Consider the following 21,580-nt stretch of genomic DNA (forward strand, 5'->3'; position numbering starts at 1 on the left):
CTAGGAAATACTAACCCTGTTCTCTCAAATGGTCGCGTGCGTCACAAGATACAGCGTATCATGTAGTATGCACAAGCAGGCGGGATAAGAAGAGATAACGATAGGTATGGACATTTATCAGTCGCCCAAGATCATCTTCCCCCACATCATGAAAACCGGCGGCACGACGGTAAACAATTACCTGCAAAACTTCTTCCACGAACGTGAAGTGTTGTATGATGCGTCCGTCTGGGACGAGCTCAAAACCATGAGCTTTGAGCACATTGAAAACGCAAGATTTGTTCGCGGCCACTTTGAGCAAACGATCACAGATTTTTTCGGCCCGCATAATGGTTTTGAGATTATCGGGCTCTTGAGAAACCCCGTGCAGCGGGTGATTTCACATTATTGGCACATGATGAAAGCGCCGGACATTGACCCAGCGTACAACTTTATTCGTGAGCGTAATCTTTCGATCGAGGGATTCATCAATTCGCCAGAATGCGCATTCATCGCGTCAAACTATCAGGTAAGCATGTATGGTGCAGGCCAACCAGTTGGCGCTGAAACACCGCCCGACGCAGACAGTTTGCGCAAAGCGAAAGCGCATATCGACAAGTGCTGTGTGGTGGGCGTCACAGAAGAGCTTGATGAATTCATTCACAATCTGGCGGAGCATTTCGGCTTTGCCAGCACACCGCCTGAATTGGGAAAGAACCGCTCTTACCGCTCGCAAATGGATTTGAGTGACGAACTGGTGAACACAATCGAGCGGATGAATGCGCTCGACCTGGAGCTGTATGATTACGTCCTGCACAAGATTTCTGAACAGAAAATCAAACCGAAGCCAAAGATCACCCCGCTTGGTATAGATGAAAGCGGTTTTCTGCGCTGGAACGCTGACGAGCCGTTTTCGGGAACCGGTTGGGGCGATTTACAGAGGGCAGAGCCTGTCCACAGGTGGAGCCTCAGCCCCACGGCAACCCTCGACATCACTCGCAATTATCACGGCCCTATGCTCGGCTTTGTGGCAATCGAACGCTTCGTCGCTGACGAGCAGGAAGACAAGCTGTGCGTCTATATCAACGAGGATAAGGTGCAGTTGCGGCGCATCCAGTTGGATGGCCCGAAAGGACGGCTCTATTTCTTTCAAGTTCCTCCCTCGCCTGAAAAGGCGATGGAAATGCGTTTCGAGCTTGAGCACATGATTGCGTTTTCACAAATTGACCCAAACGCCACCAGCCACATGCCGCGCGGGCTGGCATTGATCGGTATCGGCTTCGACCCGTTTGACTGATCGAATGGCCCGCGTCCGCAGCTGAAGGACGGGATTTTCCTACATCGCTTTGCGGCGTTACATCTGCCTGCGGCGCTCGTGCACCGATCCTCGGGCGTCAAATTTTTATGGCAAAGTGTCTCATAGGGTTAAGAGGTTAAGTCCATTTATATCAGTGGTTTAGAGAATTTCGCATCGATCCTATGAGACACATGTGTCTAATAGGATGCACGGGGCACAATTCGCAGAACCGGCTCATCCGGCAAAAAACGCGCCTCTAAAAGGTGGCAAATCGGGCACAACCGCCTAGGTGATGAAACAGATTCAAGGAGAACCCACATGAGCGATACCGAGTTTGACATCATCGTCTATGGCGCAACCGGATACACCGGACGCTTGGTCGCCGAATATCTCGACCAACACTACGGCAGCCGCGATGACGCGCCCAAATGGGCAATGGCGGGCCGTTCGCAGGACAAGCTCGAGGCGGTGCGCGACGAAATCGGAGCGCCTGCCGACACGCCTTTGGTGGTTGCCAATGCCGATGACCCGGCTGACCTTGAAGCGATGTGCAAGCGCACCAAAGTCGTCCTCACCACCGTTGGCCCATACCAGATGTATGGCGACAAGCTGGTCGCGGCCTGTGTGAAAACCGGCACCGATTATGCCGACCTTTGCGGAGAGCCTGCGTGGATGGCCGAAAAGATCGCCGAGCATGGCGAAGCGGCCAAGGCGTCGGGTGCGCGCATCTGTTTCTCAAGCGGGTTCGATTCCATCCCCTTCGACCTTGGCGTTTTGATGACGCAAAAGGTCGCGAAGGAACGCTTTGGCGCGCCTGCCAAGAAAATTCGCGGGCGTGTGCGGGCGATGGCTGGTACATTTTCCGGCGGAACCGCGGCAAGCCTTGGCGCAACGATGAAAGCGGCGGCCAAAAACCCCGGTGTCATCAACGTGCTGCGCGATCCGTTTGCTCTGGCAGAAGGGTTCAAAGGGGCAAGCCAGCCCACCGGCATGGTGCCTATGTATGAGGCGGACCTCGACAAATGGGCGGCGCCTTTTGTGATGGCCCCGATCAACACGAAGAACGTGCACCGCACCAACTTCCTTCTGGGCCACCCTTATGGCGAAGACTTCCAGTACGATGAAATGATGCTGACCAGCCCGGGAGAAGCGGGCAAGAAAATGGCCGAGGCCGCGGTTGAGATGATGAAAAACCCGTTCGGCGCAAAACCGCCCAAACCGGGCGAAGGGCCGAGCGCAGAAGAGCGCGAGAACGGTTTTTACGATGTATTGTTCGTGGCGGAGGGACCTGATGGCGAAAACCTGCACTTTGGTGTCAAAGGCAAGTATGATCCAGGCTACGGCTCAACCAGCCGGATGCTGACCGAAACCGGCATTGCCCTGCTTCACAGCGATGCCGAAGGCGGCATTGGCACACCGGGTTCGTTCCTCGGCGAAGCGCTGGTCGATCGCCTGCAAGAACACGCAGAGATCCAGTTTGCTGCCGAGAATTAATTGGCGAATTGTTCGAGGCATCTGAGACAAAGCAAAAGGGGCCCGCCGATCGGATCGGCAGGCCCCTTTTCGTATGCGCACGGCTTTCCTACAGGGCGGATTAGAAGCTAACCCGTGCGCTCACCCGGATATTGCGGCCCGGAAGCGTGACGAAATCCTTGGTAAAGCTGGAGTGGCGACGCCCGGTTGCATCAAACAGGTTTTCGCCCGCCAATTGCAGGACGACGTTCTGATTGTTCTCAAGCGGACGCCAGGAGAGGTAGAGATTGACGAAAGTGAAATTGTCGGTCGCTGTTTCGAGACCCTCGGTGCCTGACTTGCCGTCGGTATATTGCACTTCGCCGCGCACGTTGAAGGCGTCCACATCCGCCTCAAGCGCGCCAAGGAGGCTAAGCGGCGGAATACGCGGAACATCGCCGCCGCGTGTGCCGGAAAGGTTGGCTTTGACGTAAGACGCACGAAGGTCCGCCGTCAGATCAAAGGCGTCGCTTTCCACCAGAGGAACGGTCGCATCCGCCTCAAACCCGTAGAACTGGGCATCAGACTGGAGGAATTCGAACACAGGCAAATCATCCTCTTCCTCGCCCGTTGGATTGAGGAAGATGTAGTCGTCGAACTTTTGATAAAAGGCAGCCAGATTGATCGCAGCACCGCCCACATTGATGCGGGTGAACGCCTCCAAGCCCCATGCGCTTTCAATGCCCAGATCGGGATCGCCAATCTCGAAGGCTTGCGTTGCGATATGCGGGCCATTGGCAAACAGCTCTTCGCCCGCAGGCGCACGCTCGGAACGCGACAAAGTGACACCAATGCGGCCCAGATCATCCTGGAGTTCGGAGACAACCGAAACCGCGCCGGAGAACAGGTCAAAATCGCGCTCTACGCCAACTGTATCGGATTCAACCTCAACCCGCTCATACCGGCCGGCCGCCTCGATCTGAACGCCGCCAAGGTCGATTTCCTGCACAGTGAAAAGCGCAAGCTGCGTTGTTTCGTTGGGCGCGACAAAGGCCTCTTCGCCCACCGCTTCAAAATCACGCGAGGTAAATTGAACGCCGATCACACCCCCGCCCGACTGGATAAGCTCTGCGCGCGCTTCGAAAGTTTCGGTTTCGAAAACCGTGCCAACTTCCGTGCCCTCAAATTCGGTGTGGGTGTAGTCGGAATAGCCCGCGCGCACCTTCAACCGGTCCGCGAACCCACCGCCAAGAGCGATGTCGCCTCTGAAGTCAAAGCGCCATTGTTCAAGACCGATGGAGACTGTCTCTTCCTCCTCGCCCTCTTCCTCTTCGCCACCTTCGCCTTCTTCACCGTGGTGATGGCCGCCTTCGGGGTTGCCGACGATGCCATAGAATGTGTCGTAATACCCAGCCGACGCGCCAAAGGTCGTGTCGCCAAGGATAACGCCAAGGCCGCCGTTAAAAGTGTAGGTTTCGGTTGCGCTGTTAGGAAGGAAGCCTTCTTGCGCGGCCGCTTCGCGCAGCTCGTCGGCTTCTTCCAATTCGCCTTCTTCCTCTTCTTCGGCAGCATCGGCGAGAAGGTCAGCGCGCAAATCATCGGTGAGCTGAAAGCCCGGAATCTCCAGATCATCGGTCTCACGATAGGAACCATCGACGTGAACCACGAACATGTCGCCAAGGGCAACATCAAGCGAGGCACCGCCGCTGCGAAGGTTGCTCACCGTGTCAAACGCGGTCAGCGCATCGAGCCGCAAGCCGTCTTCGGGAACTTCGGTGGGAATGCGGCGGTCCTGCACATTGACGACGCCGCCCAATGCCTGACTGCCGTAAAGCAGGGCGGCGGGACCGCGCAGAACTTCGATACGCTTGACCGTCAGCGGATCAATCGACGTCGCGTGATCAGCCGAAGTGTTCGCCACATCAGCCGTGCCAAGCCCGTCAACCATAACCCGAACGCGCTCGCCGTCCTGCCCGCGCAGGATCGGGCGCGAGGCACCGGGCGTAAAGCTGGTGGCGGAAACACCGGGAAGCTTATCAAGAACCTCGCCAATCTGGCCGTCGAGGTTTTCCTGAATCTCGTCCTCGTCAAGCGCGTCCTGCCCCGCGATAAAATCGAGCTCTTCGAGGCCTTCTGCCGAGACAATGATGTTGCTGCCAATATTGATAATAGCAGGCGAAAGCGGACGATTAGTCGCAGCTTCGCCCTCGCCACTAGTTTCCGCGAGCGCAGGCGCGGCGGTCAAAGCGAATGAAAGGACAGTTGCAACCGCGAGGGGAGAGGTCAGGTTCTTCATGGGGGTCGTATCAGCCTTCAATGAGATGTTACACTATATCATTGGAAGCGTTAATGACGGCATCGCCGCGCCGCGTCCAGCCCAAAATGCTGTGAATGCTTATGCTTTGGGAAGGTTTTTCAGCGTGCGGCAAAATGGACACGCCGATTGGCAGCGGCAAAAGCGCCGCACGCAAAGCTCGGGTCCGTTTTTTGGAAAATGGAGCGGGCGAGGCGATTCGAACGCCCGACCCCAACCTTGGCAAGGTTGTGCTCTACCCCTGAGCTACGCCCGCTCACTGACGCTTCAACAGAAAGATGGGAAACCACACTTCTCTGTCGGGGTGGCGGCGCGATTAGCAGCGGGCGTACAAGCCCGCAACCCTAAAAACGCGATAAATCGCCCTCATATTCGATTAGCCGTCTAGCCAGCAGCGTCCGCGACCTTCACAAGGCCGCAAAACGTCCCACATAAGGGGCAAGAATCACCCAGCCGCGCGCCTTCTCGTTTCCGGCACGCGATTACAAAACAGGAGCATCCCCTTGGCCAGCATGGGACTCAACATCGAAGAACAAAAAGCCGTCGACCGTTTCCGCAAGGAAGTAGTCGAGCCCAGTATGACGAAACTTGTCATCGTCGATTTCTGGGCAGAATGGTGCGGCCCGTGCAAAGCGCTGACCCCGGTGATCGAGAAGGTTGCGGCCGATTATGCTGACAAAGGGGTGGTGCTCGCAAAGATCAATGTCGATGAAGAGAAATTCATCGCAGGCCAGTTTCAGGTCCAATCCATCCCTACGGTCTATGCCTTGTTTCAGGGACAGCCGGTCGCCGACCTGACGAAAGCGCGCACCGAGGCTCAGCTGTCGCAAATGATCGATCAGCTTCTTGGCCAACTGCCGATTGAGGCAGGCGCAGCAGATGGAGCGCCAAAGGGTCCATCGCCAGAAGAAATTGCGCAGTTTATCGCTATGGGCGAGGCAGCGCTTACCGAAGGCGATCCCCAGCGCGCAGCCAGCATCTTTGCCCAGGTGGCCGAATTTGCAGGCGACAATGCAGCAGCGCCCGCAGGGCTGATCAAGGCGATGATCGCCATGGGCCAGACCGAAGAAGCCGCTCAGGTGCTGGCCAGCGTCGAGGCCGATCCCGCACTTGCAGGTGACCCGGCGATTGCTGCAGCGAAAAGCGCGTTGGAACTGGCGGCAAATTCTGTCGATGACGACGAGCTTTCCGGCCTGCGACAAGCGGCCAGCGCCAATCGCGATGATATGGACGCGCAAATGGCGTTCGCCGAAGCCGCCTTTGCAGCAGGCGCGCGCGATGATGCGGCAGACACCCTGCTTGCCATGGTCGAAAAGGACCGCGAGTGGAACGAAGGCGCGGCGCGCGAGAAGCTGCTCAAGATTTTTGAGGCAACCGGCCTTGAAGACGAATGGGTGGTGACAACCCGCCGCCGCCTGTCAAAGATCCTGTTCGGATAATTGGCCCCTATGTCCACTCGCCTCTCGATCTTCCCCCTTACCGGCGCGGTTCTGTTCCCCGCCCTGCAATTGCCGCTGCATATTTTCGAGCCGCGATACCGCGCGCTTGTCGGTGATGCGCTCGTGCGCGACCGGCGCATCGGCATGATCCAGCCGCAGCGCCCGATTGATGGCGCGCCGCTCTATTCCATCGGCTGTGTCGGACGCATTGGCGAGATCGAAGCGATGGAAGATGGCCGCTACAATATCATCCTCGAAGGGCAATCACGCTTCAAGGTTTTGCACGAGATGGATGTCGCCAGCGCCTTTCGCCAGGTCGAGGCCGAACTCATCGAGGACGATGAAAACGAGACGCTCAGCTTCCCACAGCGCGGCGGCTTCGAACAGGAAGCGCGCGAATTCGCCGATGCACAAGGGTACAGCGTCGACTGGGATTCGGTGAAACGTCTGGACGATCAATCGCTTATCAACGGCATGTCACAGATCGCGCCCTTCGATCCAGCGTCAAAGCAGGCATTGCTCGAAGCCAATTCGCTTACCGAGAGGTGCGAGCTTTTGGTCCAGTTGATGCAATTCTTTGGCCGCAGCGACGGCATCGACGAGATCACCACGCTGCAATAGGGTCGCTATTCGTCTACGCTGACCGCTTGGGTAATATCTGAAGGGGGCGGGAGAATTCTGAGCATAGTTGTCAGCGCTATGAAGGAATTGCGTTCTGCTTCCTTACGATTGTAGCTCTCTGATTGAACCACCAGAACCGCGTCCATGCTCGGCACAAGGGCAACGATATTGCCGCCATTGCCCTTCATCATGGCGGCTCCTTCAAACCCGCGCTGTGAGCGGATAGCTGAGAACCACCACAGATGGCCGTATTGAACATGTTCACCCACCTTGTGGACTGGACTTAGAACCTTACGCAGCAAAGCTCCGGGAAGGATTTCCTGCCCCTCCCATTTGCCTTCATCGAGCATCATTCTTCCGATTTTGATCAAGGCCTCATCTGAAATGGTCAATTGACCGCCGGATTGAATCTCGCCACTTTTCGAAGTCCGCCAGTCCGCGCCATCAATTCCCAAGGGATCGAAGAGGCGGCGTTGAACATAAAGGTCAAAACGTTCGCCAACCGCTTTCTCTACCACTTGTCCAAGGAGAAACACTCCTGCGGTGCAATAGGAAAACGGGCCGATACCGCGCGCATCACGAGTAAACTCGCGGGCCGACAAGGCGAGCGCAAAATCGCGCCAAACACGCGTGCGATACATGCGTTCTTCTTGTCCGGGAGACCGCCGATCCCAATCATTGCAATCAAGCGCAGAAGACATGGCCAAGAGATCAAGCACAGTAATCGCGTCAAAAGGCGCGCCCCGTTCTGACCCGAGATAGGGCCATACGCGGAGCTGCACGCTTTCCAAATCGCCATCTGCAATAGCCGCGGCAACAGCCAGGGCGGTGATCGACTTGCCTGCCGATTTGATATCGACCCTATCGCCGATTTCGCCCTTGCCGAAGCGCTTTCGATAAAGGACCTTCCCGCCCACCTCGAGGGCCAGCGCCCGGATTTTACCAAGATCGCCAAGTTCAATCCGGTTTTCCAATTCGGCAAGGGTGAGGTCAGGGATCGGCTGTGCAGCGACCGGCATCGCCATGCAAAATATTGCCACAAAAGCGCCATACAGTCGCACAATCCGCATCCAAACTCCTATGATCTAGTGAAGGCTATCTGATGGAGCTAAAACGAAAGATGAACGTTAAACTATTCCGAAATTGCCCTTGATCCCGTCGATTACATATTGAGCGGCAAGTGCTGCGAGCAGGACACCCAGAAGCCGGGTGATGACCGCTTCGACTTTGTCGCCGAGCAAGCGGATTAGGGGACCCGCTGCGACTAGAGCAAGCGCGGTCAGGAGCAAAACGCACCCAAGCGCTGCGAAGACCTCGATGGTTTCAGCCGCCGTCTCCGCCTCGTTCATGAGCAGCATGATCGCAGCAATCGCGCCGGGCCCTGCAAGCATGGGCATTGCCATGGGGAAGACCGACACATCCTCGACCTCAGGATCAGCGTTGACCTTGTCAGCGCGCTCCTCGCGGCGTTTGGTGCGTTTTTCGAACACCATCTCAAAAGCGATCCAGAACAGCATCATTCCGCCTGCGATCCGGAAGCTATCGAGTTCGATATGCAGCGCACCAAGCAAGCCCTCACCAAAGAAGGCAAAAATGAGCAAGATCACGGCAGCGATCATCGTCGCGCGCAGCGCCATATTGCGCGCCTGCGCTGGCGTCGCTTTTTTCGTAAGGCCCGCGTAAATCGGCGCGCAGCCGGGCGGATCAATCACCACAAACAGTGTGATAAAGGCAGAGATGAAGAGTTCAGGCAACATGGTTGCCCCTCATCATTCATTGGGAGCAGATGCAAGTGTTTCTTCGATCGCAGTGACCCATTCGCCTTCGAAATAATAGTCGGCGGTCACATATTTGAGGTTGTCGGCGCGGTGCTCCCAGCGCCAGCGAAGTGTCCCGTCGCGCGAGACTTGCATAGCCGAAGCGCCGCCTTCCCCTGCAGGAACAGCAGGTGCGGGAGGCACAGTTTCGCCTCCGCGCGGGCATGACGCAACAAGGCCTTGCACCAGATCAATCGCTGTCACCACGATATCGCCATCTTCAAAGTCAGGGCGTGGCGGCGGCTGAGGATCATCGAGACCCGCTGCATCATAGGTCCATTTGAAACTGCCGTCGCTCTGGCGCACCCAGGTGGTGACATAATTGCCAACCTTGCCTTCGCCATCGACAAAGCGCCCCTGGCTAAGCGCAAGAGAACCATCACAGCTTTTGACAACGACGCGCGGGCCCCATTGGGTTTCCACGCCAGCCTCTTCCAGCCCCTGTGCAATCACTTCAATCGGCACAACGCCGCCGCGAAGGTGGATTTGCGCACCAGGAGCCGCGTAAGCAAGCGCAGCCGCAGCAAAGCCTTGCTCTTTCGCGGTTCTGGCATACGCGATCTCGGTTGCGACAATGTCGCTTGGCTTGGCCTCGCCGGGTGCCTTTGCCAAAACGCGTTCGATCACCGTGTTAGATGGCCCACGCGGCGCTCTTGATGAGCAAGCCGATAGGGAAACGGCCAGAACACCGACAAGGCCATAGGTCAAAACGCGCTTCATTAAGGCCTCTCCAATAATACTGGCTGCTCAGATACCCTCTGGCACCTCTAGCCCGGCATTGCGATAGGCCGCGACCAAAGTGTTCCGTAAGAGAACCGCAATTGTCATCGGCCCAACACCGCCCGGAACAGGTGTGATTGCCCCTGCAACCTCGCTCGCCTCGTCATAGGCGACATCGCCCACAAGCTTGCCTTTGTCCTTGCCAGGTTCAGGCGGCAAGCGGTTGATGCCAACATCGATGACGGTTGCGCCAGGTTTGAGCCAGTCTTTACCAACCATATTGGGCCGACCCACTGCGGCAACGACAATGTCTGCGCGCTTAACGACGCTGGCCAGATCCTTGGTGCGGCTGTGGGCGATGGTGACAGTGGCGTTCGCATCCAGAAGAAGCTGGGCCATAGGCTTTCCGACAATGTTGGAGCGGCCAATGACAACCGCATCGAGACCGGAAAGATCGCCCAGACGATCCGTCAAAAGCATCATGCAGCCAAGCGGCGTACATGGCACAAAGCCCGATTGACCGACCGACAGGCGTCCTGCGTTGATGACGTGAAAACCATCGACATCCTTGTCCGGGCTGATCGAGGCGATGATGGATTGTTCATCCAGGTGGCTTGGCAATGGTAGCTGTACGAGAATGCCGTCCACAGCATCGTCATTGTTGAGTTGATTGATCAGCGCAAGCAGCGCCTCTTCGCTCGTGTCATCGGGCAAGCGATGCTCAAAGCTCTCCATATTGGCAGCCACTGTGGCTTTGCCTTTGGAGCCCACATAAACCTGGCTTGCGGGGTCATCGCCCACCAGAACCACAGCAAGACCGGGTTTGCGCCCTGCCGCCTTTGCAAAGCCAAGCGCATGACCGCCGACCCGTTCGCGCAAAGTGGCAGCGAAGGCTTTCCCGTCGATTCGTGTAGCGCTCATGGTATTAACGCAGTGAATTGAGAACGATGAGCAGGATCTGAGCGCCCACAATCACAACAAGCGGCGACAGATCAAGCGCGCCTGTTTGCGGCATGATATTGCGCACGGGCCGCAAGATCGGGTCCATCAGGCGATTCACCGATTCGTAGATCTGCATCAGAAACTGGTTCGAATTGTTGACCACGTTGAAAGCGAACAAAAGCCCGATCACGAATTGCACGATCACGAGCATGACAAAAACATTCACCAGCAACGAAACGATCTGGATAAGCGTATCAATTAGTGTGGGCATGGGGTTTTCAATTACCTTGTCGTTTGGCGGGCAAGCAAAGCAGACAAAGCCCGCTAGGCCGCCAGTGTGAGTCCCTTAGATGGCGTATTACCCGACTAATACGCCTTTTTCCAGCCTGAAGCTGTTTTCAAACGCGCCTTTAGCCGCTGATCTAGGCATGCACCAGTGTGCCTGCCCCCCTTGCGGTGAAGAATTCAAGCAACATTGCGTGAGGCACCCGGCCGTCGAGCACAACCGCAGCCTCGCATCCGGAGTTGACCGCCGTGACACAGGTTTCAAGCTTGGGCACCATGCCGCCTTTGATCACGCCCTGGCGGCGCAAACGGGCGACATCGGAAGGATCAAGGTCGCTCAAAAGCTCGCCATTGGCATCAAGAACGCCCGGCACATCGGTCAAAAGGAACAGCCGCGCCGCTCCCAAAGCTGCGGCGATCGCACCTGCCATTGTGTCGGCATTGATGTTGTAGGTCGCACCATCTTCGCCGCCCGCAATGGGCGCGATCACAGGGATCATGCCTGCGGCAACCGCGGTGTCGATGACCGATGTGTCCACATGGTCAGGCTCCCCCACAAAACCAAGGTCCACCGCCTTTTCGATCAGGCTTTCGGGGTCCTTTGTCGTACGGCTGACTTTCCGGGCAGAGACAAGACCTCCGTCCTTGCCCGATATACCAATCGCCTTGCCGCCTGCACTGCTGAGCCAACCAACCAGCTCTTTATTGATCGCGCCGGACAGAACCATTTCCGCAATCTTTGCGGTTGCCTCATCGGTGACGCGCAGGCCATCGACAAAAGTGCTCTCTACTCCGAGGCGGGAAAGCATATCGCCGATTTGCGGGCCGCCGCCATGGACGACCACCGGATTAATCCCGACCGCTTTCAGCAATACAATATCTTCGGCAAAATCACGCGCCGCCTGGGGCTCTCCCATCGCATGGCCGCCATATTTCACCACAAAGGTGCGCCCTGCATAACGCTGAAAATAGGGCAGGGCCTCGATGAGCACTTCAGCCTTTGCAAGGTCAGGGGCCGCATTTGGGCCGTTGGTTTTGGCCATGGTTGGATCTCGCTATTTTCGCTCAGGATGATTTCCTGCATCGCGAGGCGCTTAGCGGTTATGCGTGCTCTAGGAAAGAAGTCGATGGAACGTTTCTTTTGCGGGCTCGGTTCGGAGGTTTTACGAATTTTCCCCTTCCCTTTGTAACCGAATACTGTTTCCATCCGAATCAAGGGATGAATAGGGGCTCAGGTCTCGTGCCCTTTTTCGAAAGTGGATGGAGGATTATCATGAATACAAGTCGTCTTAACGGTTCGATCGCTCTTGCAGCGGCCGCTGGTCTTGCTGCTGCATGTTCGGGCGCAGCTGATGCGCCAGAAGCTGCACAAGCAGGCGCAAACACCGAAGAAGCGGCTCTTGCTGATGCAGGCGCTGGTGAAAAAGAGAAGTGCTTTGGCGTTTCGCTCGCCGGCAAAAATGACTGCGCAGCTGGCCCGGGCACAAGCTGTGCCGGAACGTCTGTAATCGACTATCAAGGCAATGCATGGACCTATGTCGATGCTGGCTCTTGCGAGAGCACAGAGCGTCCTGACGGTTCTTTCGGCTCGCTCGAAGAAACCACAAACATCGGCTAAGCACTTAGCCTCAACGTTTTTTGGAAAGCCGCCCGGTTCGCGCCGGGCGGCTTTTCTTATGCGCGCGGTCAAAGATACTTTTCTTGAGAAGCGCGCCTGCTAGCTTGTCTCTCAAATGGCTCGCAAACCCCCTCGCCCCCGTTTTCGCCGACCAGCGTCGCCGCGCTCGCCCGCCCGAACGGGGCTGTCCAGCTGGTGGCTTTTGTGGCGCGTGCCAATCCTTGCGCTCATCGTGATGGGCTTGTGGTGGTTTGTCATAAAGCCGGTCACGCAGGAACAGGGACACGTCAGGGTTGAGACAGGTTTTGCCCTATGCGGCGAAGGGGCCCGCCAAAAGGCATGCGTTGTCGACGGCGACACCGTCCATATCGGGTTTGGCAGCGACCGGCGGCGCATTCGACTGACCGGGTTTGATGCACCCGAAATCGACGGCGCTTGCGAGACGGAAAGCGCGCTTGCCAACGCAGCGCGGGCGCGGCTGCACCAATGGTTGAACGATGGCCCCTTCGAGTGGGACGGCGCAGATGACCCGCCCCGCGATCAGTTCGGAAGAGAGCTTCGCGAAGCGCGCCGGATTGCGGCAGACGGCTCGCACGAAGAACTGGCCGACATCATGATCGAAGCCAGCCTCGCCTCGCCAAACGGGTGGGGAGATGCGCCGAAAGACTGGTGCGAATGACTGGTTCGCGCCTTGGGGTCCACAGGCGATTGTAGAGGAAGGGCTTGCCCTACCCGGTACAATGCTTAGTCTCCCCAGTCGAACACGCGGCCATAAAGGGGGATCTTCCGTGACCGAGCCAACGACAACAGACACCAACAGAGAAGTCGGCCCAAGCGGCGGCTTTGACTTCAACCAGCCCACCATCATCTCGCTGTGCTTCCTTGCCAGCTTCGTGACCGGGATCACCGGCCTTGTGGGGATTGTCTTGGCCCATGTCTGGTCCGGCGAAAGCAAGGGCGACTGGACCGCCTCGCACTTCTCATACCTGATCCGCACCTTCTGGTTCGGCTTCCTGGGCTTCATCATTGCAGGCGTCCTGTCAGTGGTTCTGATCGGCTTCCTGCTTATGCCGCTGATCGCGGTCTGGGTCGGTGTTCGCAGCGTTATGAGCCTCATCAAGGCGCAAAAACAAGAGCCTATGCCTGATCCGCAAACGCTCCTTTTCTAATCGGTCATATCCGTTAAGCACCCGCTTTGGCGAGAGTGACGCACCCGTTTAAGACGGCGCCTGGCGTCACTCTCATAAGTGGCATCGTCAGGGTGCGGGCTCCATTGCAGGGGCCCACTCGCGCTCGGCTTCCTCGACGATGAGCGCGATCTTATCCAGCAAAAGCAAACGCTGTTTCTTCAGCTGCGTAAGGTAGACATCCGATGTGCTCTCCACCTCGGCCTCGATCCTGTGGATCGACCGGTTCAGGGCGTGATAGCGCTCGGACAGGCTGCAAAAGTGGTTATCGGTCAGCTTGAGCCGTGTGAGCGTGCCTGCATCATGCGGAAACTCTTCGGCGAGCGTTGGTGCGCTCGGATGCTTTGACGGAAGGCGGCCGAAAAACTCATGCAGCTCGTGCGGCGTATCGGCAGACATGATGATAGGCTCCTGTTTGCAAATCTTGTCCGGGATATGCGTCAACACGGCCGCCATCACATTGACTTGGATCAAGCGCGCGAAACCCTTGTTCGCAGGGGAAGCTGAAGGAAAGGCCCGCGACATCTTCGTGCACAGGCGCTAGCGTGCTGGGCATGACTGGCATCTCCAAAACCTTCGCCCCTGTAGTTGCACCTGTTCTCCTGCTTGCAGCTTGCTCACCCGATGCGCCGCAAGCAGACGCGCAAGAGAGCCCGCAGGACGCCTTCTTCGCTGCGCTTTCGACCCATTGTGGCAAGGCCTATGCCGGACAATTGGCAAGCGAGGACGAGGCAGACGCTGACTTCGCGGGCGCGGCCATGGTCATGCACGTATCGCAGTGTTCGCCAGACCGCATCGCGGTGCCTTTTCACGTCGAGATCGACGGCGAGTGGGACCGCTCGCGCACATGGTTGATCACCCGCCTTGCGGTGCCGCACAAGAGTGGCCGGGGCGAGACGCCAGTCGGCCTGCGCCTGAAACATGACCATCGCCACAAGGACGGCGAAAGCGACGAGCTTACCATGTATGGCGGCGACACGCTCGAAGAAGGCACCGGGACCATGCAGAGCTTTCCGGTCGACCAGTTCAGCATCGATATGTTCAAAGCCCAGGGCTACGACGCTTCGGTGACCAATGTCTGGTCGGTAGAGGTAGATCCCGCAGGCAGCGAGGACGCAAAATTCGTCTATCAGCTCAAACGCACTCTCGAAGGCGGGGCCCCGGAGCCGCGCCTGTTCCGGGTGGAGTTTGACTTGAGCAAAGAAGTCGAAGCGCCCCCGCCTGCTTGGGGTCACGAGGGCGGGTAACCCCCAAGGCCATGACAGCGACTATTGCGGCGCTTCCCCGGCTTCCGCTTCCTCAGTTTCCCCTTCCGCGGCATCCTGCGTTTGCGCAGGGACATTCTTCATCGGGGTTTGAGGCAGGTTGACCTGAACGTCGCCGGGCTTGGGATCGGCGACCTGCAATTCGCCGCCGCTCACATCTTCAACGCCGACCTCGTAGGTCTTCTCCTCTTCCTCCTGCGCGCAAGCAGCCAGAGAGAGGGTAAAGATTGCAAGAGCAGGCATGGTAGCTTTCAATGGGGACATGGGGGTTCTCCTGAACGGTCTGTGTGATGGGTGGCACCGCGAGCGGGCTCAAGCCGCCGGGCGCGCTGCGCTCACGATGGTGGTGAGCTGGTCGAGCAGCGAGAGGCGCTGTTTCTTGAGCGTTTCAAACCGCTCGTCGCTCGCCGCCTCGGTCTCCGCCTCGATCCGGTGCACCTGCCGGTTCACCTCGTGATATTCATCTGCAAGCCGCGCAAAGTGGCCATCGGTGCCTTTAAGCTGGGTGACAAGATCACGGTCGCGCTTGAAGATTTCGGTCAGTTCGTTGGGTGTATGCTGTGACATTTAAGGCGTCTCCCTTGAGGTTACGGGAGTGTTCTAGACGGCCGCAGGAGCGGGGGAATTGATTTGGATCAAATCTATGAAAAGCCATGATTAAACGAGGGTTTTGACACACTTGACACACTGTTCAGGGGCAAAAACTTTTTTGCCGCCTGATGTGCCTGTTCCAGCGGGCAAAAAGCAGGAGTTCAGGAGGCACGTCATGTCACAGGATCTAGCGCGCACGGGGGCCTGTAGGAAAGGCCGGTGGGGTGGGGTGGGGCGGGTGTTTGGGCGAATGAATTGCGGTGGCCAATAGCCGCGCCTGTTGGAGGTGGAATCTGATGTAGGCCAGGAGGCGGATGCGCAGCCAACTGCATTTTGTTGGGAATAGATCCGGTTAGTCGCCTTCAAGAAGCTTCTTGGCTTGGGCTGGGAACTTTTGACTTAGAAATCGTAGGAGCTCCAGTTGGTCGTCAGCCCGAGCCTTTCGCAGTTGAGCTTTAAGCTTCATTACACTTGGCCTATCGGGTGTGATATTGGATGCTCCTTCGTTACAAATCGAGCAGACCGCCCTAAGATTACTTGGATCATCGGTTCCACCCATAGATTTATCGATGACATGGCCAAGATGGAGCCGCGTCTTTCGTGAAGGATCAAACGGGTGAGGCTCTCCCGCACCCGCGCCGCACATCTGGCAGGTGAAGCCATTACGATCCAGCACGATTGCACGGGTTTCCTTTGATATTCCTCGCTCAAACGCAGGCTCTGGCTTTGCAGTGAGCAGCAGATATTGCCCCGGCTTCAGATCGGATCGATCATTGTGAGTGAGGATCTGAAAACCTTCTTCATTGCGAAGCTCACGAATGCGGCGCGCCCACTCACTAATTCCTCCCGAAGCCTCACGAAGTTGTTCACTGTCGAGGATCTTGCCGATATTCGACAGGAAGTAATCGCGCAGTTTATCCCGAGCACCCATTAAGCCGCGATTACCGTTCGATGACTCGCAGAATTGAGTGCCGCTTGAACCTGTAACGCCACCGCCTTAGCGACTGGCGGCGGGAAAGCGTTGCCAATCTGCCTGTAGCGCGTGGTTTTTGTCCCAAAAAACTTCCAATCATCTGGAAACCCTTGCAAACGCGCTGTCATTCGCAAGGTAAGTCGGGGCATTCCTACAAAATCCGTTTCGGGAGCCGCGTTAGCTAGGCTTTTCCCTTCGACGCCAAGTGTCGCCCATGCGCGTCTCGCTCGCGTTGGACCGAGATCAGGTCCCCCATGTTTCTTGGAGCCGCCCACAAGCGTAGGGGCAATGTCATTAGCCCTCGCTGCCCATTCCCGAGCGCCTTTCCAACCGTTTTCGTCCATCAAGTCTTGCAAGCATTGCCCGACTGTCAATGGGTTGTTTGGCAGCGCCGACGGCCACTCAAAGTGATCAGCAAAGTCTTTGCGCAGGGCTAGAATGACAACACGAGGACGAAGCTGTGGGACACCAAAGTCTGAGGCATTCAATAGCCGCCAATCAACATGATAGCCAAGCTTCGAGAGCTGTCCTTTGAGTTGGCCACGGTAGTCCTCGAAAACAGCAGATAAGAACCCGCGCACATTCTCGATCATTATTGCTCTTGGCTTGATTTCATCAGCAAGGCGAATGGCCGAAGGGAAAAGATTACGCTCATCCTTTTCGCCCAATTGTTTGCCGGCAACAGAGAATGGCGGGCATGGCAATCCCGCTGCAAGCAGATCAACACCTCGGAATGCCCCGCCATCAAAATCGACCATATCAGCAGCTCTAACGTCCCAGGCGGGACGGTTGAGCTTCAAAGTTTGGGCAAAATCAGACTCAATTTCGACAAGAGCCTCGTGACGAAAGCCAGCTTGTTCAAGGCCTAAGGCTTGACCACCAGCTCCCGCGCAAAATTCGATTGAATGCATGCGATACTCCCTCGTTACCGCAGGCCTATGTTCTTATTACGTTCTCGTCAAGGGTGCCGCAAATCACTCCGCCGCTTCAAACATATCCGGGCCGTCGCTGACAACCTCTTCCTCGTTTGCAACTTTCGCCTTTTGGCGATTGTCGAAGCTGGACCAGACGGTGTTCCAGTCGCCTTTGGTTGCGCCTTTGGAATATTCGGTTGCGCGCGCTTCGAAGAAGTTGGCGTGCTCGACACCGTTCAGAAGCGGGCTGAGCCAGGGAAGCGGGTGCTCGTCGATCATGTAGATCGGTTGCAGCTTCAATTGGCCCAGACGCCAGTCGGCGATGTAGCGGATGTACTTCTTGATGTCTTTCGCGGTCATGCCCTCGACCGGGCCCATTTCGAACGCGAGATCGATAAACGCATCTTCGAGGCGCACCGTCTTTTGACAGATGTCGATGATGTCTTCCTTCACCGCCTTGGTCAGGCAGTCGCGCTCTTCGCAGAAGGTGTGGAACATCTTGATGATGCCTTCGCAGTGCAGCGTCTCGTCGCGGACCGACCACGAAACGATCTGGCCCATGCCCTTCATCTTGTTGAAGCGCGGGAAGTTCATCAGCATGGCGAAGGATGCAAACAGCTGCAGCCCTTCGGTGAAGCCGCCGAACATGGCGAGCGTGCGGGCGATGTCTTCGTCGGTGTCGACGCTGAACTGGTGCATGTAATTGTGCTTGTCGGCCATTTCCTCATATTCGAGGAAGGCGCTGTACTCGCTTTCGGGCATGCCGATGGTGTCGAGCAGGTGCGAATATGCCGCGATGTGCACCGTCTCCATATTGGAGAAGGCGGCGAGCATCATCTTGATCTCGGTCGGCTTGAACACGCGGCCATATTTGTCGTGATAGCAATCCTGCACCTCGACATCGGCCTGGGTGAAGAAACGGAAGATTTGCGTGAGCAGATTGCGCTCATGCTCGGTGATGTTCTGCGCCCAGTCGCGGCAGTCCTCGCCCAGAGGCACTTCTTCGGGCATCCAGTGGATCTGTTGTTGACGTTTCCAGAACTCGTAGGCCCATGGGTATTCGAACGGCTTGTAGGTGTTACGGGCTTCGAGCAACGACATGTTGTGTGATCCTGTTTTCGAGTTGGCTGACCTATATAGGTGAACCAGCTTCGTTCCGACAGGCAAGGGTAGATGATTCGGTGGGGATAAACCGTGCAAATTCTGAGTCGAGCCGAGTCGCATCGGGGGCGGGCCGAGGGACTTTGCGTAGAAATTTCTTGGCGGTGTCCCGGTAGGTGCCTAGCTTGGCCTCTTACAGGACGGGCAGGGATCGCACTCAAATGACACAAGAGACGCCGCAAGAGGCGGTGAAGAACAGGCGGCCATTGGCCACGCGCAGTGCGGGGTGGGCCAAGGCGTTGGCGAAGGGTCTGGCCGCGATTGGGCTTACTCCCAATGCCATTTCGGTGATCGGAATTTTCTTTGCAGCGGCAGGGGCCTGGTGCTTTTGGCTGGCGGCAGATGGCAAGGCCAGCGAGTGGCTTTGGCTTGGCGGGGCGCTCGGGATACAGCTGCGGCTGCTGGCCAATATGCTCGATGGATTGGTTGCGGTGGAGGAAGGCAAGTCTTCGGCCACCGGCGCGCTCTATAACGAGGCGCCTGACCGGGCGGAAGATGCACTGCTGCTGATCGGGGCGGGATATGCCGTCGGCATGCCCGAACTGGGCTATGGCGCGACGGTCCTTGCCTTTGGCACCGCTTACATTCGCGCGCTTGGCGGGGCGCTCGGCTTCGAGCAGGATTTTGTCGGGCCCATGGCTAAACAGCACCGCATGTTTGTGCTCACCTTGGCCGCGATTGTGACCTTCTTCTGGCCGTCGAGCGTGGTCGCGGATTTCGTCCTGGCAGGGCCGGTCGTCATGACAGGCGCTTTATGGCTCATCATATTGGGCGCAGCGATCACCTGCGCGATCCGCTTGCACCGCATCGCCAATCTGATGCGGGCTAAGGAGGCGGGCAAATGATCGCGCGTCTGGTGGGTGAGGCCCTGTTCGGGGCTGCGCGTTTCCTCGTCGGGGGCCAGGCGCGGTGGAGCGGGTGCGAGCCTGCGACCACACAGCGCATATACTTCGCCAACCATGCCAGCCACATGGACACGATCATCCTGTGCGGCGCGCTGCCTAGCTATTTGCGCGAGACCACGCACCCCGTGGCCGCTGCCGATTATTGGGGCGGAGGGCCGGTGCAGCGTTTTGTTGCGCTCAAAGTGCTGAACGCGGTGCTGGTCGAGCGTGCCAAAGGAACAACACGCAGTAAAGACCCGCTCGCCCCGCTTCGCGAAGTGCTCGAAAGCGGGGAATCGCTGATCATCTTCCCTGAGGGGACGAGGCGCGCAGAGGCGCTTCCCGGTAGCTTCAAGGCAGGGCTGTATCATCTTGCGAAGGACTTTCCCGACGCTGAGCTTGTGCCGGTTTATCTCACCAATCTCGCACGTGCCTACCCAAAGGGCGCAATCCTGCCTGCCCCGATCAGCTCGGCTGCGCATTTTGGCGAGCCCATCAGCCTAAAAAATGGCGAGGAAAAGTCAGCGTTTCTTGAACGGGCGCAAAAAGCAATCCTGACACTTGCTGAAAAGAATGGGGCAGGAGAGGACGCATGATGCCACAGCTAAACCTTACCATCGACCCGACCATGGCGACCTTGTTCGGCGGCGTTTTCGCACTGCTTTTGGTGGCATCCTCCATCGGCTTTGTCCTGTCAAAGCGCGTGCAAAGCGAGGGCGGCATTGCAACGGTCGCCAACCTCAATCAGCGGATCAAAGCCTGGTGGTTTATGATCGCGATTTTCGCGGTCGCCTTTGTCTTTGGCAAAGGTGTGACGGTGGTCCTGTTTGCGCTCACCAGCTTCTTTGTGCTGCGCGAATTTCTCTCGATCACCCCGACAAGGGCAGAAGATCACACCGCGACCGTTGCCGCGTTCTACCTCTTTATCCCGCTACAATATTGGCTGATCTACTCCGATTGGCAGTCGCTTTTCTCGATCCTGATCCCGGTTTGGGCCTTCCTGCTCCTGCCGCTCCTCGCGGTGTTGAAAGGCGAGACGACAGACTTCCTTGCACGTTCTGCAAAGATCCAATGGGGCATGATGCTGGGCGTCTATTGCATCAGCCACGCGCCCGCGCTCCTCCTGCTCGACATTCCGGGATACAGCGACAACTTCCTGCTGCTTTTCTTCCTGATTACGGTCGTGCAGCTCTCGGACGTGCTACAATATGTGTTCGGGAAGCTTTTCGGCAAACACAAGGTCGCACCGCGGGTCAGCCCGGCCAAAACATGGGAGGGCCTTATCGGCGGAGGGTTATCCGCCGCCGCCATCGGCGCAGCGCTCTTCTGGATCACGCCGTTTGCCCCATGGGAGGCGGCGCTTCTTGCACTTACCATCGTGCTGGCCGGATTTGCCGGGGGCCTTGTGCTTTCAGCGGTCAAGCGGTCATTGGGCGCCAAGGATTGGGGTACTATGATAGAGGGTCACGGCGGCGCACTTGACCGGATGGATTCGGTGAGCTTTTCAGCGCCCGTCTTCTTCCATCTCGTCCACTATTTCTTTGTTCCCTAAAGGACCTCACTCTTGCTTTTGATCATCGCGCTTTGGGCTCTTGCCGAGGCTATTGTCTTCTTTGTCGTCGCCGATGTTGCGGTCATGGCGCTGGGCGTCAAAGCAGGAACGCGCAAGGCCATAACCGGCGCTGGCATCGCGGCCCTTTTCGCCGCCCTTGGCGGGTGTTTCGTCTATGCCGCAGCCAGCATCGCGCCAAGCGGTGTGCGCGATTTCCTGATCATGCTCCCCGCCATTGACGCAACGTTTGTCGATGAAGTCCTGATCGATTGGCAAACCAACGGGGCGCTTGGCATGTTTGTCGGCAGCTTCTCGGGCGTTCCCTACAAGATTTACGCCTATGCCGCGGGAATAGGGTCATCTTTGCAAAGCTCGGGGATGCTGGCGTGGTTCGCCTTTGCCTCGATCCTTGCCCGGCTGCCGCGCTTTGTTCTTGTCGCGGTCATCGCAGGGGAAATCGGCCCGCGCATGATCGCGCGTTTCGGCAAACGCCGGGTCTGGATCGCATTCGCAGCAGGATGGACGGGATTTTACGCGATCTATTGGAGCGCGATGGGGTTCTGAGCGCT

The 21,580-nt window shown here is 57.4% G+C and carries 25 protein-coding genes and 1 tRNA gene; 12 read left to right on the forward strand and 14 right to left on the reverse strand.

What is annotated here, in order from left to right:
- Window positions 1-106: 106 nt before the first annotated feature.
- Window positions 107-1,276: a hypothetical protein gene (locus tag AC0V6Q_RS10190; protein ID WP_486168269.1), complete on the forward strand. Its 1,170-nt coding sequence runs from the start codon at window positions 107-109 to the stop codon at window positions 1,274-1,276.
- A 318-nt stretch (window positions 1,277-1,594) separates the two neighbouring features.
- Window positions 1,595-2,770: a saccharopine dehydrogenase family protein gene (locus tag AC0V6Q_RS10195; protein ID WP_486168270.1), complete on the forward strand. Its 1,176-nt coding sequence runs from the start codon at window positions 1,595-1,597 to the stop codon at window positions 2,768-2,770.
- 100 nt (window positions 2,771-2,870) lie between these two features.
- Here AC0V6Q_RS10195 and AC0V6Q_RS10200 read toward each other — a convergent pair whose 3' ends face one another.
- Complete coding sequence (locus tag AC0V6Q_RS10200; protein WP_486168271.1) at window positions 2,871-5,024, reverse strand: TonB-dependent receptor; 2,154 nt, start codon at window positions 5,022-5,024, stop codon at window positions 2,871-2,873.
- 199 nt (window positions 5,025-5,223) lie between these two features.
- Window positions 5,224-5,298 (reverse strand) — tRNA-Gly (locus AC0V6Q_RS10205).
- 256 nt (window positions 5,299-5,554) lie between these two features.
- Between AC0V6Q_RS10205 and AC0V6Q_RS10210 the strand changes: the two genes are divergently transcribed.
- Both AC0V6Q_RS10210 and AC0V6Q_RS10215 read left to right on the forward strand, forming a co-directional pair.
- Window positions 5,555-6,481: a tetratricopeptide repeat protein gene (locus tag AC0V6Q_RS10210; protein WP_486169294.1), complete on the forward strand. Its 927-nt coding sequence runs from the start codon at window positions 5,555-5,557 to the stop codon at window positions 6,479-6,481.
- 9 nt (window positions 6,482-6,490) lie between these two features.
- Complete coding sequence (locus tag AC0V6Q_RS10215) at window positions 6,491-7,102, forward strand: LON peptidase substrate-binding domain-containing protein (protein WP_486168272.1); 612 nt, start codon at window positions 6,491-6,493, stop codon at window positions 7,100-7,102.
- A gap of 5 nt (window positions 7,103-7,107) precedes the next feature.
- On the opposite strand, the gene AC0V6Q_RS10220 is transcribed toward AC0V6Q_RS10215, so the two are convergent.
- The 6 genes from AC0V6Q_RS10220 to argB all read right to left on the reverse strand — a co-directional run bounded on the left by AC0V6Q_RS10220 (window position 7,108) and on the right by argB (window position 11,909).
- Window positions 7,108-8,142: a serine hydrolase domain-containing protein gene (locus AC0V6Q_RS10220; protein ID WP_486168273.1), complete on the reverse strand. Its 1,035-nt coding sequence runs from the start codon at window positions 8,140-8,142 to the stop codon at window positions 7,108-7,110.
- Window positions 8,143-8,229: 87 nt separating this feature from the next.
- Complete coding sequence (locus AC0V6Q_RS10225; protein WP_486169295.1) at window positions 8,230-8,856, reverse strand: MarC family protein; 627 nt, start codon at window positions 8,854-8,856, stop codon at window positions 8,230-8,232.
- Window positions 8,857-8,871: 15 nt separating this feature from the next.
- Window positions 8,872-9,639 (reverse strand): hypothetical protein, encoded by a 768-nt coding sequence (locus AC0V6Q_RS10230; RefSeq protein WP_486168274.1) that lies wholly within the window; start codon window positions 9,637-9,639, stop codon window positions 8,872-8,874.
- A gap of 27 nt (window positions 9,640-9,666) precedes the next feature.
- Window positions 9,667-10,560 (reverse strand): bifunctional methylenetetrahydrofolate dehydrogenase/methenyltetrahydrofolate cyclohydrolase FolD, encoded by an 894-nt coding sequence (folD, locus tag AC0V6Q_RS10235; protein ID WP_486168275.1) that lies wholly within the window; start codon window positions 10,558-10,560, stop codon window positions 9,667-9,669.
- Between the two features lie 4 nt (window positions 10,561-10,564).
- Complete coding sequence (locus AC0V6Q_RS10240) at window positions 10,565-10,852, reverse strand: YggT family protein (protein ID WP_486168276.1); 288 nt, start codon at window positions 10,850-10,852, stop codon at window positions 10,565-10,567.
- Window positions 10,853-11,003: 151 nt separating this feature from the next.
- The gene (argB, locus tag AC0V6Q_RS10245; protein WP_486168277.1) at window positions 11,004-11,909 is read right to left on the reverse strand and encodes an acetylglutamate kinase; all 906 of its coding nucleotides are present in this window, start codon (window positions 11,907-11,909) and stop codon (window positions 11,004-11,006) included.
- 230 nt (window positions 11,910-12,139) lie between these two features.
- Here argB and AC0V6Q_RS10250 point away from each other — a divergent pair, with 230 nt between their 5' ends.
- The 3 genes from AC0V6Q_RS10250 to AC0V6Q_RS10260 all read left to right on the forward strand — a co-directional run bounded on the left by AC0V6Q_RS10250 (window position 12,140) and on the right by AC0V6Q_RS10260 (window position 13,653).
- Window positions 12,140-12,484 (forward strand): BufA1 family periplasmic bufferin-type metallophore, encoded by a 345-nt coding sequence (locus AC0V6Q_RS10250; protein ID WP_486168278.1) that lies wholly within the window; start codon window positions 12,140-12,142, stop codon window positions 12,482-12,484.
- A gap of 115 nt (window positions 12,485-12,599) precedes the next feature.
- Entirely contained in the window at window positions 12,600-13,163 is a 564-nt protein-coding gene (locus tag AC0V6Q_RS10255; RefSeq protein WP_486168279.1) for a hypothetical protein, read from the forward strand.
- 109 nt (window positions 13,164-13,272) lie between these two features.
- Complete coding sequence (locus tag AC0V6Q_RS10260) at window positions 13,273-13,653, forward strand: DUF4870 family protein (RefSeq protein WP_486168280.1); 381 nt, start codon at window positions 13,273-13,275, stop codon at window positions 13,651-13,653.
- 87 nt (window positions 13,654-13,740) lie between these two features.
- Here the strand turns inward: AC0V6Q_RS10260 and AC0V6Q_RS10265 are convergent, their stop codons facing one another.
- Window positions 13,741-14,145, reverse strand: a complete 405-nt coding sequence (locus AC0V6Q_RS10265) for an HP1242/YdcH family protein (RefSeq protein WP_486168281.1) — start codon at window positions 14,143-14,145, stop codon at window positions 13,741-13,743.
- Window positions 14,146-14,225: 80 nt separating this feature from the next.
- Between AC0V6Q_RS10265 and AC0V6Q_RS10270 the strand changes: the two genes are divergently transcribed.
- Entirely contained in the window at window positions 14,226-14,918 is a 693-nt protein-coding gene (locus AC0V6Q_RS10270) for a hypothetical protein (RefSeq protein WP_486168282.1), read from the forward strand.
- A gap of 21 nt (window positions 14,919-14,939) precedes the next feature.
- Here the strand turns inward: AC0V6Q_RS10270 and AC0V6Q_RS10275 are convergent, their stop codons facing one another.
- From AC0V6Q_RS10275 to AC0V6Q_RS10295, 5 genes are all read right to left on the reverse strand, one after another.
- A complete protein-coding gene (locus AC0V6Q_RS10275) occupies window positions 14,940-15,200 on the reverse strand; it encodes a hypothetical protein (protein ID WP_486168283.1) in 261 nt (86 codons plus the stop codon).
- Between the two features lie 48 nt (window positions 15,201-15,248).
- The gene (locus AC0V6Q_RS10280) at window positions 15,249-15,503 is read right to left on the reverse strand and encodes an HP1242/YdcH family protein (RefSeq protein WP_486168284.1); all 255 of its coding nucleotides are present in this window, start codon (window positions 15,501-15,503) and stop codon (window positions 15,249-15,251) included.
- Between the two features lie 376 nt (window positions 15,504-15,879).
- On the reverse strand, window positions 15,880-16,458 hold the full coding sequence (locus tag AC0V6Q_RS10285) for an HNH endonuclease (RefSeq protein WP_486168285.1): 579 nt from the start codon (window positions 16,456-16,458) through the stop codon (window positions 15,880-15,882).
- On the reverse strand, window positions 16,458-17,411 hold the full coding sequence (locus tag AC0V6Q_RS10290; protein WP_486168286.1) for a DNA cytosine methyltransferase: 954 nt from the start codon (window positions 17,409-17,411) through the stop codon (window positions 16,458-16,460). Before AC0V6Q_RS10290 ends, AC0V6Q_RS10285 begins: the two co-directional genes overlap by 1 nt.
- Before the next feature lie 63 nt (window positions 17,412-17,474).
- Window positions 17,475-18,515: a ribonucleotide-diphosphate reductase subunit beta gene (locus AC0V6Q_RS10295; protein WP_486168287.1), complete on the reverse strand. Its 1,041-nt coding sequence runs from the start codon at window positions 18,513-18,515 to the stop codon at window positions 17,475-17,477.
- Between the two features lie 221 nt (window positions 18,516-18,736).
- Between AC0V6Q_RS10295 and AC0V6Q_RS10300 the strand changes: the two genes are divergently transcribed.
- From AC0V6Q_RS10300 to AC0V6Q_RS10315, 4 genes are read left to right on the forward strand one after another with little or no spacing between them, the layout of a single operon-like run.
- Window positions 18,737-19,420 (forward strand): CDP-alcohol phosphatidyltransferase family protein, encoded by a 684-nt coding sequence (locus tag AC0V6Q_RS10300; RefSeq protein ID WP_486168288.1) that lies wholly within the window; start codon window positions 18,737-18,739, stop codon window positions 19,418-19,420.
- Entirely contained in the window at window positions 19,417-20,055 is a 639-nt protein-coding gene (locus AC0V6Q_RS10305) for a lysophospholipid acyltransferase family protein (protein ID WP_486168289.1), read from the forward strand. Before AC0V6Q_RS10300 ends, AC0V6Q_RS10305 begins: the two co-directional genes overlap by 4 nt.
- The gene (locus AC0V6Q_RS10310; RefSeq protein WP_486168290.1) at window positions 20,052-21,011 is read left to right on the forward strand and encodes a phosphatidate cytidylyltransferase; all 960 of its coding nucleotides are present in this window, start codon (window positions 20,052-20,054) and stop codon (window positions 21,009-21,011) included. The genes AC0V6Q_RS10305 and AC0V6Q_RS10310 overlap by 4 nt, the downstream gene beginning before the upstream one ends.
- Window positions 21,012-21,023: 12 nt before the next feature.
- Window positions 21,024-21,575: a hypothetical protein gene (locus AC0V6Q_RS10315; RefSeq protein WP_486168291.1), complete on the forward strand. Its 552-nt coding sequence runs from the start codon at window positions 21,024-21,026 to the stop codon at window positions 21,573-21,575.
- The last annotated feature ends 5 nt before the right edge of the window (window positions 21,576-21,580 follow it).

The sequence above is a fragment of the Erythrobacter sp. S227 genome (genome assembly GCF_057364925.1).